16 protein-coding genes are annotated in these 13,486 nt (G+C 63.9%); 7 read left to right on the top strand and 9 right to left on the bottom strand.

Annotated elements, in window-relative coordinates:
• Nucleotides 1-11: 11 nt before the first annotated feature.
• From APH36_RS10355 to APH36_RS10325, 7 genes are all read right to left on the bottom strand, one after another.
• On the bottom strand, nucleotides 12-497 hold the full coding sequence (locus tag APH36_RS10355; RefSeq protein WP_060498545.1) for a copper chaperone PCu(A)C: 486 nt from the start codon (nucleotides 495-497) through the stop codon (nucleotides 12-14).
• Between the two features lie 46 nt (nucleotides 498-543).
• Nucleotides 544-933: a DUF2946 domain-containing protein gene (locus APH36_RS10350; protein WP_060498544.1), complete on the bottom strand. Its 390-nt coding sequence runs from the start codon at nucleotides 931-933 to the stop codon at nucleotides 544-546.
• A gap of 120 nt (nucleotides 934-1,053) precedes the next feature.
• On the bottom strand, nucleotides 1,054-1,908 hold the full coding sequence (locus APH36_RS10345) for an SPFH domain-containing protein (protein WP_016712216.1): 855 nt from the start codon (nucleotides 1,906-1,908) through the stop codon (nucleotides 1,054-1,056).
• A 26-nt stretch (nucleotides 1,909-1,934) separates the two neighbouring features.
• On the bottom strand, nucleotides 1,935-2,372 hold the full coding sequence (locus APH36_RS10340; RefSeq protein WP_060498543.1) for an NfeD family protein: 438 nt from the start codon (nucleotides 2,370-2,372) through the stop codon (nucleotides 1,935-1,937).
• Between the two features lie 439 nt (nucleotides 2,373-2,811).
• On the bottom strand, nucleotides 2,812-3,603 hold the full coding sequence (locus APH36_RS10335; RefSeq protein WP_223623462.1) for a cobalt-precorrin-6A reductase: 792 nt from the start codon (nucleotides 3,601-3,603) through the stop codon (nucleotides 2,812-2,814).
• Nucleotides 3,600-4,694: a cobalt-precorrin-5B (C(1))-methyltransferase gene (locus tag APH36_RS10330; protein WP_060498542.1), complete on the bottom strand. Its 1,095-nt coding sequence runs from the start codon at nucleotides 4,692-4,694 to the stop codon at nucleotides 3,600-3,602. Before APH36_RS10330 ends, APH36_RS10335 begins: the two co-directional genes overlap by 4 nt.
• Complete coding sequence (locus tag APH36_RS10325) at nucleotides 4,687-5,898, bottom strand: bifunctional cobalt-precorrin-7 (C(5))-methyltransferase/cobalt-precorrin-6B (C(15))-methyltransferase (protein ID WP_060498541.1); 1,212 nt, start codon at nucleotides 5,896-5,898, stop codon at nucleotides 4,687-4,689. The genes APH36_RS10330 and APH36_RS10325 overlap by 8 nt, the downstream gene beginning before the upstream one ends.
• Before the next feature lie 180 nt (nucleotides 5,899-6,078).
• On the opposite strand from APH36_RS10325, the gene cobG reads away from it, so the two are divergent.
• The 7 genes from cobG (at nucleotide 6,079) to APH36_RS10290 (ending at nucleotide 12,593) form a co-directional block, all read left to right on the top strand.
• Nucleotides 6,079-7,410 carry a precorrin-3B synthase gene (gene cobG / locus APH36_RS10320; RefSeq protein ID WP_060498540.1) on the top strand — a complete coding sequence of 444 codons (1,332 nt, stop codon included), beginning with the start codon at nucleotides 6,079-6,081 and terminating at the stop codon, nucleotides 7,408-7,410.
• A complete protein-coding gene (locus tag APH36_RS10315; protein ID WP_016489386.1) occupies nucleotides 7,403-8,029 on the top strand; it encodes a precorrin-8X methylmutase in 627 nt (208 codons plus the stop codon). The genes cobG and APH36_RS10315 overlap by 8 nt, the downstream gene beginning before the upstream one ends.
• Nucleotides 8,026-8,760 carry a precorrin-2 C(20)-methyltransferase gene (locus tag APH36_RS10310; RefSeq protein ID WP_177337099.1) on the top strand — a complete coding sequence of 245 codons (735 nt, stop codon included), beginning with the start codon at nucleotides 8,026-8,028 and terminating at the stop codon, nucleotides 8,758-8,760. Before APH36_RS10315 ends, APH36_RS10310 begins: the two co-directional genes overlap by 4 nt.
• A complete protein-coding gene (cobJ, locus tag APH36_RS10305; RefSeq protein ID WP_060498539.1) occupies nucleotides 8,748-10,445 on the top strand; it encodes a precorrin-3B C(17)-methyltransferase in 1,698 nt (565 codons plus the stop codon). The genes APH36_RS10310 and cobJ overlap by 13 nt, the downstream gene beginning before the upstream one ends.
• A gap of 99 nt (nucleotides 10,446-10,544) precedes the next feature.
• Nucleotides 10,545-11,234 carry a hypothetical protein gene (locus tag APH36_RS10300; protein WP_060498538.1) on the top strand — a complete coding sequence of 230 codons (690 nt, stop codon included), beginning with the start codon at nucleotides 10,545-10,547 and terminating at the stop codon, nucleotides 11,232-11,234.
• Between the two features lie 62 nt (nucleotides 11,235-11,296).
• Nucleotides 11,297-11,983 carry a hypothetical protein gene (locus tag APH36_RS10295; RefSeq protein WP_060498537.1) on the top strand — a complete coding sequence of 229 codons (687 nt, stop codon included), beginning with the start codon at nucleotides 11,297-11,299 and terminating at the stop codon, nucleotides 11,981-11,983.
• Nucleotides 11,970-12,593, top strand: a complete 624-nt coding sequence (locus APH36_RS10290; RefSeq protein ID WP_060498536.1) for a hypothetical protein — start codon at nucleotides 11,970-11,972, stop codon at nucleotides 12,591-12,593. The genes APH36_RS10295 and APH36_RS10290 overlap by 14 nt, the downstream gene beginning before the upstream one ends.
• On the opposite strand, the gene APH36_RS10285 is transcribed toward APH36_RS10290, so the two are convergent.
• Both APH36_RS10285 and APH36_RS10280 read right to left on the bottom strand, forming a co-directional pair.
• Entirely contained in the window at nucleotides 12,590-13,186 is a 597-nt protein-coding gene (locus APH36_RS10285; protein ID WP_016712205.1) for a MarC family protein, read from the bottom strand. The genes APH36_RS10290 and APH36_RS10285 overlap by 4 nt on opposite strands.
• 37 nt (nucleotides 13,187-13,223) lie before the next feature.
• Nucleotides 13,224-13,486: response regulator (locus APH36_RS10280; RefSeq protein ID WP_156342113.1), on the bottom strand; the 263-nt coding region annotated here is incomplete at its 5' end.

Here is a 13,486-nt window from a genome sequence, read left to right as displayed (position 1 = left end):
GTCAGCAGGTGTCAGTGTGCGTGTTCGTGTGCTTGCGGCTGGTCCGCTGGCGCCTGCTTCTGGACGGCCACTTCAACCGTGATGTCGCCGGCTTTTTCGAAGTGCAGGGTCAACGGGAAGCGCTTGCCGTCGGTGAGCAGGCTGCGGTCCTTGGGCTGCATCAGCATCACGTGGTAGGCGCTGGGGGCGAAGGTCAGGTCCTTGCCGGCAGGTACCACCACGTTGGGCACCTGCTGCATCTTCATGGCGCCGCTGGCGCTCATGGCATGCTCGTGCAGTTGTGCATCATTCGTGATGGGGCTGTCGACGCTGAGCAGACGGTCGTCGGCCTTGCCGTTGTTGTGCACCACGAAATACGCGGCGACGTTTGGCGCGTTGGGTGGTAACTGCAGCGACCAGGGGTGGGCGATGTGCAGGTCGCCCACGCTGTATTCGTGGGCATTGGCAAAGGCGCCGGGCAGCAGCAGGGCGGCCATGACGAGGGCGTACTTGAGCATGGTGAATCTCCGTTCTGTTCAGGTTCAGGCAGACAGCGTGATGAACTCAGGCCAGCGGAGAGGCACGGGGGTTGAGCGCAGGCCAAAGCTGGCGCGGCGTGAGTTGGTAGTCAGCGGGTGGCGACAACAGCCCCGCGAGCAGTGTCGGCGGGTTGTGCAACTGTGTCGGGTAGCCGGGCAGGGCCAGCAGCGGTGCGGCGCCCGAGCAGCACCAGCAGTTCATCATGCTGGCGCTGTCGTCGTTTTGCGTGCCGAGGTCGATCTTGGCCAGGGCCTGGACGTCGACTTTGGCCTTGTTGGCCATGCTGGAACAGAAAGCCCCCCACAGCAGCTGCTCGGCCGGGCCCTTGGGCGCAGCAGAAGACAGCGGCATGGCCAGCAGGTTGAACAGCACTGCAAGGCAGGCTATCCAGGCAATGTGCCGACGTGGGGGCATGGAGAGATCCGGTCAGGAATCGTGGTGGGTATTGTAAGGCGGAGTATAGGTAAAAATGGCGGGGTGCGGTGAAGTGCCGCAGGTTGCCGGTTAATGGGGGCGCAATGCGCCCCGACAATCTCAAGCCTTGTTACGGCCCATCAACCCCCGCACGGTCTCCTGCAGGTCTGCCGGCAGCACCACCACCTTGGCATTGCTGCTGCCCGCCAGGTTCTCCATGGCCCCGACATAGCGCTCGCCCAGCAGGTACATGGCCGGCACGGTCTCGTTGCCCACCGCTTCCTTCACCAGCGAAATCGCCCGCGCCGAGGCCTCGGCCAGGCTGATCTGCGCCTCTGCATCCAGCCTGGCGGCCTGCAAGCGAGCTTCCGCTTCAAGGATCGCCGCCTGCTTGGCCCCTTCGGCACGGGTTACATCGGCCTTGCGCTCACGCTCGGCTGCCGCCTGGCGCTCCATGGCCAGTTGCATGTTTTCCGAAGGCTTGATGTCCTGGATCTCCACCGAGCGTACGGTCACGCCCCAGTCTTCGGTCTGCTCGGACATTGCATCGCGCAAACGTGCCTTGATCTGCTCGCGGCTGGACAAGGCTTCGTCCAGGTCCATGGCACCGACGATGGCACGCAGCGAGGTCATGGTCAGGCTGGTGACGGCGAACGAGAAGTTCTGCACGCCGTAGGAGGCCTTCTGCGGGTCGACCACCTTGGCGAAGCACAGCGCGTTGGCGACGATGACTGCGTTGTCCTTGGTGATGATTTCCTGTTGCTGCACATCGAGGATGATGTCTTTGGTCGGCAGGCGGTAGGCGACCACATCCATGTAGGGGATGAGGATGTTCAGGCCGGGTTTGAGCGTGCTGTGGTAGCGGCCCAGGCGCTCGACGATCCATTCCTCGCCCTGAGGCACGATACGCACCCCCTTGAACACGGTGATCAGGACGAACAGGGCGATGGCCGCGACGACGATTAGGCTGGTCATGATGATAAATCCCTTTTAGTGCAGGTTCAGGCCCGGATGACACGGGCGGTGTTCCCCTCAATGGCGGTAAGGCGCACCCGCTCGCCAGCAGGGATCTCGCTGTCGGCGATGCAGGTCCATTCTTCGTTACCCAGAATCGGCTTCTGGAAGCGTACGCGGCCTTTCTGGAATTCCGAAACGCCAGCGGTCAGCAAGCCCACTTCACCGATCACGCTGTCGGCGGTCCAGCGCACATCCGGCTGCTTGCGCCGGAACAGCTTGAACCAACACGCGGTGGTGACCGACGACAGCAATACCCACAGCAGTACCTGCATGTCCAGTTGCAGGCTGGGGGCGGCCAGCGAGATGAGCGAGACCAGCACGGCACCGATGCCGAACCAGACGATGAAGAACGTCGGCAGGACCAGTTCGAGCAGGATCAGCGCGATACCGAAGACCAGCCAGATCCACCATTGCATTTCCATATGGGTGAAACCTTCCGGGGGGGGGCTAAAGCTTAATTCAGCGGGGTGGGCGAAGGCTATTCAGGTGAGACCGAGCGGACTGTAGGAGTGTTCTGAAATTGGCTGTGTGCTGACAGAGAAGATGTGAGGCTGACAGGTGCTTGCCGACAGGTATGCAGCGCTTATGAGATCGAGCGCCGCCCGCGCGGCGCATCGCGAGCTGCGCTCGCTCCTACGTTTGTTTCGGGCCAGTAACGCCTGTGGCAGGCGCGCGCGACCGCCTTGTTTGTACGACGCAATATCCAGCCATGCGCCAAAGAATTCGCGCGCAATGCCCACTGGAATAATTGGCCCGAAACAAACGTAGGAGCGAGCGTAGCTCGCGATGCGCCGCGCGGGCGGCGCTCGATCTTGAGGGCGATAAATAACTTTCGTCGTACCGAGCAAAAAGTGCAGCGACCTATAAATCTTCCCGTTTTTGATCTTCCGGTTGATCCCGGGTGACCATGAAATCCGCGCCGGCATCATCATCGAAGCCTTCCAATGCAGCCACCAGCAATTCCTGAGAGTCGAAATCGCGATCCACGCCAGGTAAAAGTGGTCGCTTCAGAATCAGAACCGGAATTCCTCGTTCTCGAGCCACATCCAGTTTCGGTTCCGTCGCCACGCTGCCACTGTTCTTGCTGATCAGCACATCAATACCCCGCTCATCAAAAAGACTGCGTTCGTCTTCGATCTTGAAGGGTCCCCGCGCACCAATGACTTCGCACCGAGAGTTGCCAGCGTATGTCTCCAACGCCCGCAAGGTCCAGAACTGCTCCGGCGGTATTTCGTCCAGATGTTGCAGCGGCTCTCGCCCCAGCGTGAACAGCGGCCTGCGGAACGGCTTGAGCGCCTCGATCAACCCCGCCCAGTCCTCGACCTCGCGCCAGTCGTCCCCCGCTTGCGCCTGCCAGGCCGGGCGTCGCAAGGCCCAGCACGGGATGCCGGCAATACGCGCAGCACTGGCGGCGTTGCGGCTGATCTGCGCGGCATAAGGGTGGGTGGCATCGATCAGCAGCGTGATACCGGCCTCGCGCAGGTAGCTGGCCAGGCCTTCGGCGCCGCCAAAGCCGCCGACCCGCACCTGGCATTGCAGGTCCTGCGGCACGCGGCCGATACCCGCCAGGCTGTAGACGTGCTGCGGGCCGAGGCGACGGGCGATGGCCAAGGCCTCGGTGACGCCGCCCAACAGCAGAATGCGCGCGGTCATTGCACACCCGCCCGGCCAACGATGCCGCCTTGGCGGTCGATGGCGAACACTTCCACTTGCACCTGTGCCGGCACCACGCTGCGGGCGAAGGCCAGCGCGTGGGCACACACTGCGTCACCGAGGGCAACGCCGGCCGCGTGAGCCAGAGCGAGTGCTTGCTGGCTGGTGTTGGCGCCGGTGATGGCGGCCTGCAACGCTTCGTCAGCGCCAATGTCTGCAGCCCAGCCCGCCAGTTGCGGCAGGTCGATGCTGGAGTGGCGGCTGTGCAGGTCCATGTGCCCGGCCGCCAGTTTGCTGATCTTGCCAAAGCCACCGCACAGGCTCAGGCGTGGTACCGGCACCTTGCGCAGGTGCTTGAGCACTGCGCCAACGAAATCGCCCATTTCGATCAGGGCGATTTCTGGCAGGCCGTAGACGCGGCGCATGGTGTCTTCGCTGGCGTTGCCGGTGCAGGCGGCGATATGCGTGTAGCCGTTGGTGTGGGCCACGTCGATGCCTTGATGAATCGAGGCGATATAGGCTGCACAGGAGAACGGCCGGACGATGCCGCTGGTGCCGAGGATCGACAGCCCGCCCAGTATGCCCAGGCGCGGGTTCATGGTTTTCAGGGCCAGTTGCTCACCGCCCTGCACGTTGACCGTGACCTCGAAACCGCCGGGATAGCCGCACTCATCGGCCAGGCGCTGAAGGTGTTCAGTGATCATGCGCCGAGGTACCGGGTTGATGGCCGGCTCGCCCACCGCAAGCACCAGCCCCGGGCGGGTCACGGTGCCGACGCCGGTCCCCGCGACAAAGCGGATGCCCGTCTCGGCCAACAGACGCACCTGGCTGTAGAGCAAGGCGCCGTGTGTCACGTCCGGGTCGTCGCCCGCATCCTTGAGGGTGCCGGCTTCGGCGCGTTCGCCGACCAGGCGGCAGAACTCCAGGCGCATCTGTACCACCTTGCCCTTGGGCAGGGTGATATCCACTGCATCGTCTTGCTGGCCGGTGAGCAGCAGCTTGGCCGCTGCCAGGCTGGTGGCGGTGGCGCAGCTGCCGGTGGTCAGGCCGCTGCGCAGGGGCGCCGGCTGTTCGCGGGTTTCTTCACGCATCGGCGGGCTTCATCACTTCCAGCAGGGTGATCGGCAGCGCCTGGCGCCAGGTGTCGAACGTGCCCAAGGGTTGGGCATGGGCGACATGCAGGCGGGTCAGTTCACCCCCGTGCTGATCGCGAAAGTGCGCCAGGGCCAGTTCGCTTTGCAAGGTCACTGCGTTGGCCACCAACCGGCCGCCGGGGCGCAGGTTCGCCCAGCACAGGCCCAGCACGCCTTCACGGGTGACGCCGCCGCCGATGAAGATGGCATCGGGCTGTTCCAGGCCTTGCAGTGCCATTGGCGCCTTGCCACGAACCAGTTGCAGGCCGGGTACACCCAGCGCATCGCGGTTATGTTCGATGAAGCCCTGGCGGCCTTCGTCGGCCTCGATGGCCAGTGCGCGACAGGCCGGATGGGCACGCATCCATTCGATGCCGATCGAGCCGCAGCCCGCGCCCACGTCCCACAGCAGTTCGCCGGGCTGGGGCGCCAGGCGCGCCAGCGTGATAGCACGGACATCGCGCTTGGTCAGCTGGCCGTCGTGCCGGAAGGCACTGTCTGGTAGCCCGGCCAGGCGATGCAGGCGTGGCGCTTCGGGTGAGGCCAGGCATTCGATGGCCACCAGGTTGAGCGCTGCGGCTTCGGCGTGCGGCCAGTTTTGGGCGGTGCCGGCCAATGCGCGTTCTTCCTGGCCACCCAGGTGCTCGAAAACCTGCAGGCGGCTTGGCCCGAAGCCCCGTTCGCAAAGCAGTGCTGCAACGGCCGCCGGGCTGTCGCCATCGTTGCTCAGCACCAGCAAGCGCACACCGCTGTGCAGGTGGGCATTGAGCGCCGCCAAGGGGCGGGCGACCAGCGACACCACTTGCACGTCCTGCAGCGGCCAGCCCAGGCGCGCAGCGGCCAGGGCGCAGGAGGAGGGCATCGACAGCACGCGCATTTCATCGGCAGGCACCTGGCGCGCCAGGCTGGCGCCGACCCCGTAGAACATCGGGTCGCCGCTGGCCAGCACGCACACCGGCTCGCCGCGCAACGCCAGCACCGGGGCCAGCGAGAACGGGCTTGGCCAGCCCAGCCGTTCGCCGGGCACGCAGCGTGGCAGCAAGGCCAGCTGGCGCGGGCTGCCGAAGATCCGCGCAGCACCCAGCAGCGCGCGCCGGGCTTGTTTGCCCAGGCCACTGAAGCCGTCTTCGCCGATGCCTACTACTGTCAGCCAAGGGGTCATGTATTTCAATCCGCCATTTTTGGGGCCGCTTCGCGCCCCTTGGCGGGCGAGCCCGCCAAGAAGGCGACGCGGTGCTTAATTTCTGCTAATCGCTAAGGATGCTCGACCACCGGCTTTTCATGCCGCCGGACAAAGCAGGCATAATACCGCGCCTTCTACACTCAAGCGCATTTTCACAGATTGCCGGACGCCCCTTTGACGCAGGCCCATGCTCCCAACGTTTTGCCCCGCCCCTCGGCCTGCCCGGGGTTTTGGCGCATCGTCAATGCCCGTGATGGCGGCATCTGCCGCATCAAGCTGCCGGGCGGGCTGCTGCTGGCCGACCAGGCCGAAGCGGTGGCGGCGGCAGCCGAGCGGTTTGCTGGGGGTGTAATTGAGGCCACCAACCGTGGCAACTTGCAGATCCGTGGTATCGGCGACGATCACCGTGCCCTGATCGACACGTTGCTCGATGCCGGCCTTGGCCCGCGTGAAGCGGCCGGTGACGATGTGCGCAACCTGATGCTCAGCCCGCTGGCCGGGCATGACCCAGCCATGCTGCTGGATGCGCGGCCGTTGGCCGAGCAGATCCTCCTTATGCTGGAAAGCACGCCGCGCTTCCATCAACTGTCGGCCAAGTTCGCCGTGCAGCTGGATGCCGGCGAACGCCTGGCCATGCTCGAACACCCTCACGACCTGTGGCTGTCGGCCCTGCGCCTGGAGCAGCAGACCTGGCTGGCGTTCGGCCTGGCGGGTTGCCCGGCAGATGGCCAGGTGCTCGGTGCGGTGCCGCTGGAGCAAGGCTTGGCACTGGTGCGTGCTGTGCTGGAACGTTTTCTCGACCTGGCAACCCCTGCGCAGTCGCGCATGCGCCAGTTGCTTGAGGTGTACCCGGCAAGCGATTTCGTCGATGGGCTCGGGCTGGATATTCGCCGCGACGACGCTGTGCTCACATGGCGACGCGAACCACACCGTGCGTCCTGGCTGGGGGTGCTGCCCCAGGCTCAAGGCCTTGCCCTCGGCGTTGCCCCGCCCCAAGGCCGCCTGACCCCAGCCATGTTGCGCGGTGCTGCATGTATTGCCCGTGAATGGGGCGATGGCAGCCTGCGCCTTAGCCCCTGGCAAAGCCTGGTGCTGACCCATCTGCAAGAACGACGCATCGACCAGGCCCAGGCCGAACTGTCTGCGCTGGGCTTGCTGTGCCACGACCATGAACCCCTGGCGCGCATCAGCGCCTGCACCGGCGCCAGCGGCTGCGCCAAGGCCCTTGGCGAAACCAAGGCCGACGCCGTTGCCTTGGCCGCGCTGCTGGGCCCTGGTGTACCCGCCAGCGTGCACCTGTCCGGTTGCCCTCGTTCCTGCGCCGTGGCCCATGTAGCCCCGGCCACTTTGCTGGCCCGTTCACCGGGCCGTTATGACCTGTACCTGCGTGATGCGCGCCATCCCGGCTTCGGAGCCCTGCGCGCCACCGACCTTACCTTGAATGAAGCAGGCGCCATGCTCGACCTGCCGACGGAGCACCTTGATGATTGACTACATCCGCGATGGTCAGGAGATCTATCGCAATTCCTTCCGGATCATCCGTGAGGAAGCCCGGCTCGAGCGGATCCCCGCAGACCTCGAAAAGCTCGCCGTGCGCGTGATCCACGCCTGCGGCATGGTCGATGCCATCGACGGCCTGCAGTTCTCCGAAGGTGCCGGCCGGGCCGGGCGCGAAGCGCTGCTGAACGGCGCGCCGATTTTGTGCGATGCGCACATGGTGGCTGAAGGCATTACCCGGGCACGCCTGCCGGCAGACAACAAAGTTATCTGCACCCTGCGTGACCCGAGCGTGCCGGGCCTGGCGAAGGATGCTGGCAATACCCGCTCCGCCGTAGCCCTTGAGCTGTGGCGCCCCTATCTGGAAGGCAGCGTGGTGGTGATTGGCAACGCGCCAACCGCGCTGTTCTACCTGCTGGAGATGATTGACGCTGGCGCGCCCAAGCCGGCATTGATCCTCGGCTTCCCGGTCGGTTTCGTCGGCGCTGCCGAGTCCAAGGCCATGCTCGCCGCCGACAGCCGTGGCGTGCCGTTCGTGATCATGCAGGGCCGCCTGGGCGGCAGCGCGATGGCCGCCGCCGCGGTCAACGCCCTGGCCACGGAGGTTGAATGATGGCGCCGCGCGGACGACTGCTGGGCCTGGGCGTGGGCCCTGGCGACCCTGAACTGATCACCCTCAAGGCCCTGCGCATGCTGCGCGAGGCGCCAGTGGTGGGCTACTTCGTGGCCAAGGGCAAGCGTGGCAACGCCTTCGGCATCATCGAGGCGCACCTGCAAGCCGAGCAGACGCTGTTGCCGCTGGTCTACCCGGTCACCACCGAGGCCCTGCCGGCGCCGCTGTCCTATGAGCAGGTGATCAGCGACTTCTACGACGAAGCCAGCGTGCAGGTGGCCGAGCACCTGGATGCCGGCCGCGACGTGGCGGTGATCTGCGAAGGCGACCCGTTCTTCTACGGCTCCTACATGTACCTGCACGATCGCCTGGCGCAGCGGTATGAGGCCGAAGTGATCCCGGGCGTCTGCTCGATGCTGGGTGGGGCTTCGGTGCTGGGCGCGCCACTGGTGTACCGCAACCAGAGCCTGTCGGTGTTGTCGGGTGTATTGCCGGCCGAAGAGCTCAAGCGCCGCCTGGCCGACGCCGATGCTGCGGTGATCATGAAGCTTGGCCGCAACTTCCCCAAGGTGCGCGAGGTGCTCGCCGAACTGGGCCTGGACGGGCGTGCGCTGTATGTGGAGCGGGCCACCATGGCCAATCAGAAGATCGTGCCGCTGGACCAGGTCGACCCGCAGTCGTCGCCGTACTTCTCGCTGATCATCGTGCCGGGTGAAAAATGGCAGGGTTGAACATGCACAAGGCACCCGCCATCGTCATCCTTGGCCCAGGCAGCCTGGCCACCGCGCAGCGTATCCAGAAGCGTTACCCGCAGGCGTCGATCCATGGCCTGGAAGGCCGGGTCGAAGGTGTCGACCTTCACTACGCCGCGTTCGGCGACACCCTGCGCCGGCTGTACCAGCAGGACACGCCGATCATCGCCCTGTGTGCTGCAGGTATCGTCATCCGCAGCCTGGCCAGCCTGCTCAGCGAGAAGGGCGTCGAGCCGCCTGTACTGGCCGTGGCCGAAGATGGCAGCGCGGTAGTGCCGCTTCTCGGTGGCCTGAGCGGCGTGAACGTGATGGCGCGTGAACTGGCTGAAGCGCTTGGGGTTGCCGCTGCCATTACCACCAGTGGCGAGCTGCGTTTTGGTACCTGCTTGCTGAACCCGCCGCAGGGTTATGCCTTGGCGGATATCGAGCAGGGCAAGCGCTTTGTCTCCGACTTGCTGGCCGGCGAATCGGTGCGTATCGAAGGTGATGCCCCCTGGCTGCAGCAGGCGCAGTTACCGGCCAGCGAGGCGGCTCGGCGCACCATTCATGTGGGGCATCAGGCGCGCCCGGCCAACCGCGACGAACTGCTGATTCACCCGCGTTCGGTGGTTGTGGCTGTTGCAGGTGGTAACTTGCACGGTATTCGTGCCGCACTGCAGCAGGCCGGCATCGCCGAGCCATCAGTGGCTTGCCTGCTGGCGGACGAGCAGGCCATGGCCGACAGCGGCTTGCGTGAGGCCGCGCAGGCGTTGGGTGTGGCCTTGCGTTTCGCTGCCAACCCAGACGGTGTGGCCAGCATGCTTGCGGCGGCGTTGCCCGATGCCCGGCTGACCGAGCTTGAGGGTGTGGCCATTGCCGTGGCGCCAGCCCCGGTCGAGGTGGCGCAGGTTGGCCGCCGTCGTGGTCGTCTGGCCGTGATCGGCCTGGGGCCGGGCGCTGCCGAACTGATGGTGCCGGCGGTGAAGGCCGAGCTGGCGCGTGCCGAAGACGTACTCGGCTATGAAACCTACGTGCGCATGGCCGGGCCGTTCCGTGACGACCAGGTGCTGCACTGCACCGACAACCGTGAAGAGATGCAGCGCGCCCGGCATGCCTTCGAGCTGGCGGCTCAGGGCCGTTCGGTGGTGGTGGTGTCGTCGGGTGACCCGGGTGTGTTCGCCATGGCTGCTGCGGTGCTTGAAGCGTTGCATGAGTCCACTGACCCGGCGTGGCACCGTGTCGACCTCGAGATACTGCCTGGCGTATCTGCCTCGCTCGCGACGGCCGCCCAGGCAGGTGCACCGCTGGGGCATGACTTCTGCGTGATGTCGCTCTCGGACAACCTGAAACCCTGGTCCATCATCGAGAAGCGCCTGGACCTGGCGGCCCAGGCTGACCTGGTATTGGCCTTCTACAACCCGATTTCCAAGTCCCGACCGCACCAGCTTGGGGTGGCGCTGGAAGTCGTGCGCCGTCATCGCGATGGCAACACCCCTGTAGTCCTTGGCCGTGACATCGGTAGGCCGGGGCAGACGCTGAAGGTAGTCAAATTGGCCGAATTGCTGCCAGAAATGGTCGACATGCGCACCATGGTTCTGGTCGGGTCGTCCACGACCTGCCAATTCCCCAGTGCTGACGGCAAGCAGTGGGTGTATACCCCTCGCTGGTACCCGGCAGCCGAGTGAGGTACCGAGGGAACCGGTTCATGCCTGTTCCCTCGTCGTTTACGGCATAGGGTGAATGCCCCTCGATGATTCCCATCGGGGCATTCAAGGACCCTTTACATGAACGATATCAACGCTTCCAGTGGCGATAGCATCGCTGTTGTCGAACAATCTCTTCTGGCGCTGAGCGCAGGTATGTCGGCGCAAAGCCGGCGCGATGCCAAGACCACCTTCCAGTTTGCTTCTCGCGTGGCGTCCAGGCTGCATGACCGTGACGGAGAGTCCGAAGCCTGGTTCAACAAGTTTCTGGAAGTGATGCGTACCCTGGGCTGGGTGGCGGGCCGACGTTCTTACGAACGTGACTATGACAAGAGCGCATCGCTGACCATGGGCCCGATCGCGTTCAAGGTCGCCAGTGCCGCAGGTAAAGCCCTGCTCGGCGGGCCGGTAGGCGAGGCCATGGCCAAGCTGGCCGGCGATGCCATCACTGCACTCGGCAACATCGAAGACGCACAGAAAATCTACAAACAGAACGTCAAAGGCAACCCCGTCTCGACCACGGGATTGGGGACGTGCATCGAAACGCCCGAGGGCGAATTGTTCATGCTGGTCAACGCATTCAGCGCTTCGCCAAGCGAAAACGACCTGAATACCACGGTGTTCGAATGGAAGAGTTCGAGCAAGGACCGTTACTGCGGTTCGGCTGTACTTGCCTTGAACGAAGTGGTGTACACCGATCAGGTTCGTGCAACGATCGAACAGAAACTCGCGGACAAGGCCGTCAAGGCCGCCGACGAATACGAGATTTGACAGCAAACGGGGCCTGCGGGCCCCGTTCTTCATTCTGCACGTTTGAGATTCGAGGTATTGCAATGAGTAAGGAAGACTACTCCTTGTGGCTCGTTGGCGGCACCGCGCTGCTGGTCGCGGACGCGGCGCAGCCTTTGAGGCAGTATGCGCTGGACTCGATTCTGTTTGCCCAACTGCGTTCGGACAAATTGAACGGCTCACGGTTTACCCACTACGGGCGCTGGTACAGCGGATACCGTACGGCCCTGGAGGAGCGAGGCTGGGTGATCGTGCGCAGTCGCAGTGATCACCAGCAGGCGCAGGTTGGGCAATCACTGGTGCCGGTTCAGCGGCTCAGCGACGATTTGCAGGCCCGTCATCCCAGCCTGTCGGGCCATCTGCGGGCTGCCGTTACCCTGCTCTCGCAGGTGGTGATTCAGAAGCACCTACAGCCCTTCACGCTGGCGGAGCAGGACAAGACCACACAGTGCGCCTACGAGCTGGGCGTGATGTTGCCTGATGCGTCTCTGGATATGTGTGGGTTGGCGTTCAAGAGTGCCTTGCCTGCATCACAGATTCGTCCCGATACCCGTTTGCAGCCTACACCTGCCGAGGGGATAGACCTGCGGGCCAGTGCCGGAACATTGAGCGAATACCTGACTGTCGCTCATCGCCAAGGCCTGCACGATCTGCTTGAGCGAACACAGCATGTCGGAAAAATCATTGATCTGGGCGTGTTGAAGCCGGAGGGTGGCGATGCAACAGCATGAAGCCGTAGTCGTAGGCACAAGCTTGGTGTCTTTCATTCCCGGCGTCAGCCTTGAGCAGCGCCAGGCCGTGAAGCTTGCTTCGTTATGGGCCGAGACCGTGACGTTGCAAGACATGGCTAAAGAACCGCAGCAGGAACAATACGATTACTACCGCAAGAAGTTGATGTACCTGGGGTGGGACGCGACGTCTGCTGAAGAAATCCATTGGCCGGACCCGCAGCGGCCCAGAATTGTCGATCAAGCGTTGAGCAAGATCGACGCCGTGGCAGGGGCTCAGCATTCCAGCAGCATGGCGCTGGCGTTCGAGGCGCTGAAGAGAAACGGCAAACCCTTGCTGCATTTCGAGTCTCGCAGCAGGGACCGAGCGCAGTTTCAACTGTTGTCCTGTGCGCCAGTCAGCGGTAACTACGTGGACATTGTGGTGTACCACGAGGCTGGCAACACGGCGGTATTCACCAATGGCTTTCTGTTTCGCGAGCGCCGCAACATGTGGGTGGCCGCAGAGCTGGTGCGTTTCAATACACGCCTGTTCAATCAGGAACGTCGCCGCAGTGTCGAGCGGGCACTGGTAAAGATTGCCTTGAAGGAAATCCATGAAATGGAGGTTTAGGGCATCAGGTAACCTTTAATACCGGTAAAGATGATCTGCGCTGCCAATGCGCAGACAAACAGGCCCATCAAGCGGCTGACGATCTGCAGGCCCTGCTCGCCAAGAATGCGTTCGATACCGTGTGACAGGTACAGCACCAGGCCTACGGTGAAGCTGGCCAGGGCAATGCTGATGATGGCCAGCAACTTGTCATCCCAGTGCGGCTGGCCGACGCCCATCACCAGTAGGGCACCAATGGTACCGGGGCCGACGGTCAGTGGGATGGTCAGCGGTACGATGGTCACATCTTGCTGCACGTTGTCGGCCTGCACGGCCGGTTTGCCCTGGGCCATGCCCAGGGCCGAGATGAACAGCACGCTGCCGGCACCGATGCGGAAGGCATCGGCGGTGATGCCAAAAATACCGAAAATCACCCGCCCGAACAGGTACAGCAGCACGCTGGCGACCAGCGCCGCGAAGGCCACCTTCCAGGCCAGTTGCTTGCGCTCCTTGCTGGAGTGGCCACGGGTCAGGCTGATGAAGCACGACAGCACGAAGAACGGGCTGTAGAGCACGAGCATTTTCAGGTAGACGCTGAACAACTCATGGAGCATGGGGCGTAGTCCTCAGCAATGCAGATGCTTGTGTCAGCTAGGAAGTATGCGCCGGATCTGCCTTGGTTTCCCGCTGGTTGGCCCAGTACTGGATCAGCTCCCGCAACTGTGACAATTCCACCGGCTTGGCCATGTGCCCGTCCATGCCCGCCAGCCGTGCGCGTTCCTTGTGTTCGGCCAGAATGTGCGCCGTCAGCGCCACCACCGGCGTGCGCTGGCGCTGGTTGGCCGCTTCCCAGGCGCGCAGTTGCTGGGTAGCGGAGAAGCCGTCCAGTATCGGCATCTCGCAGTCCATCAACA

The sequence above is a fragment of the Pseudomonas sp. NBRC 111133 genome (assembly GCF_001320605.1).
GTDB classification, from domain to species: domain Bacteria; phylum Pseudomonadota; class Gammaproteobacteria; order Pseudomonadales; family Pseudomonadaceae; genus Aquipseudomonas; species Aquipseudomonas monteilii.
Note: the sequence above shows the minus strand (reverse complement) of the source record. Positions and strands in the feature narration are given on the sequence as shown.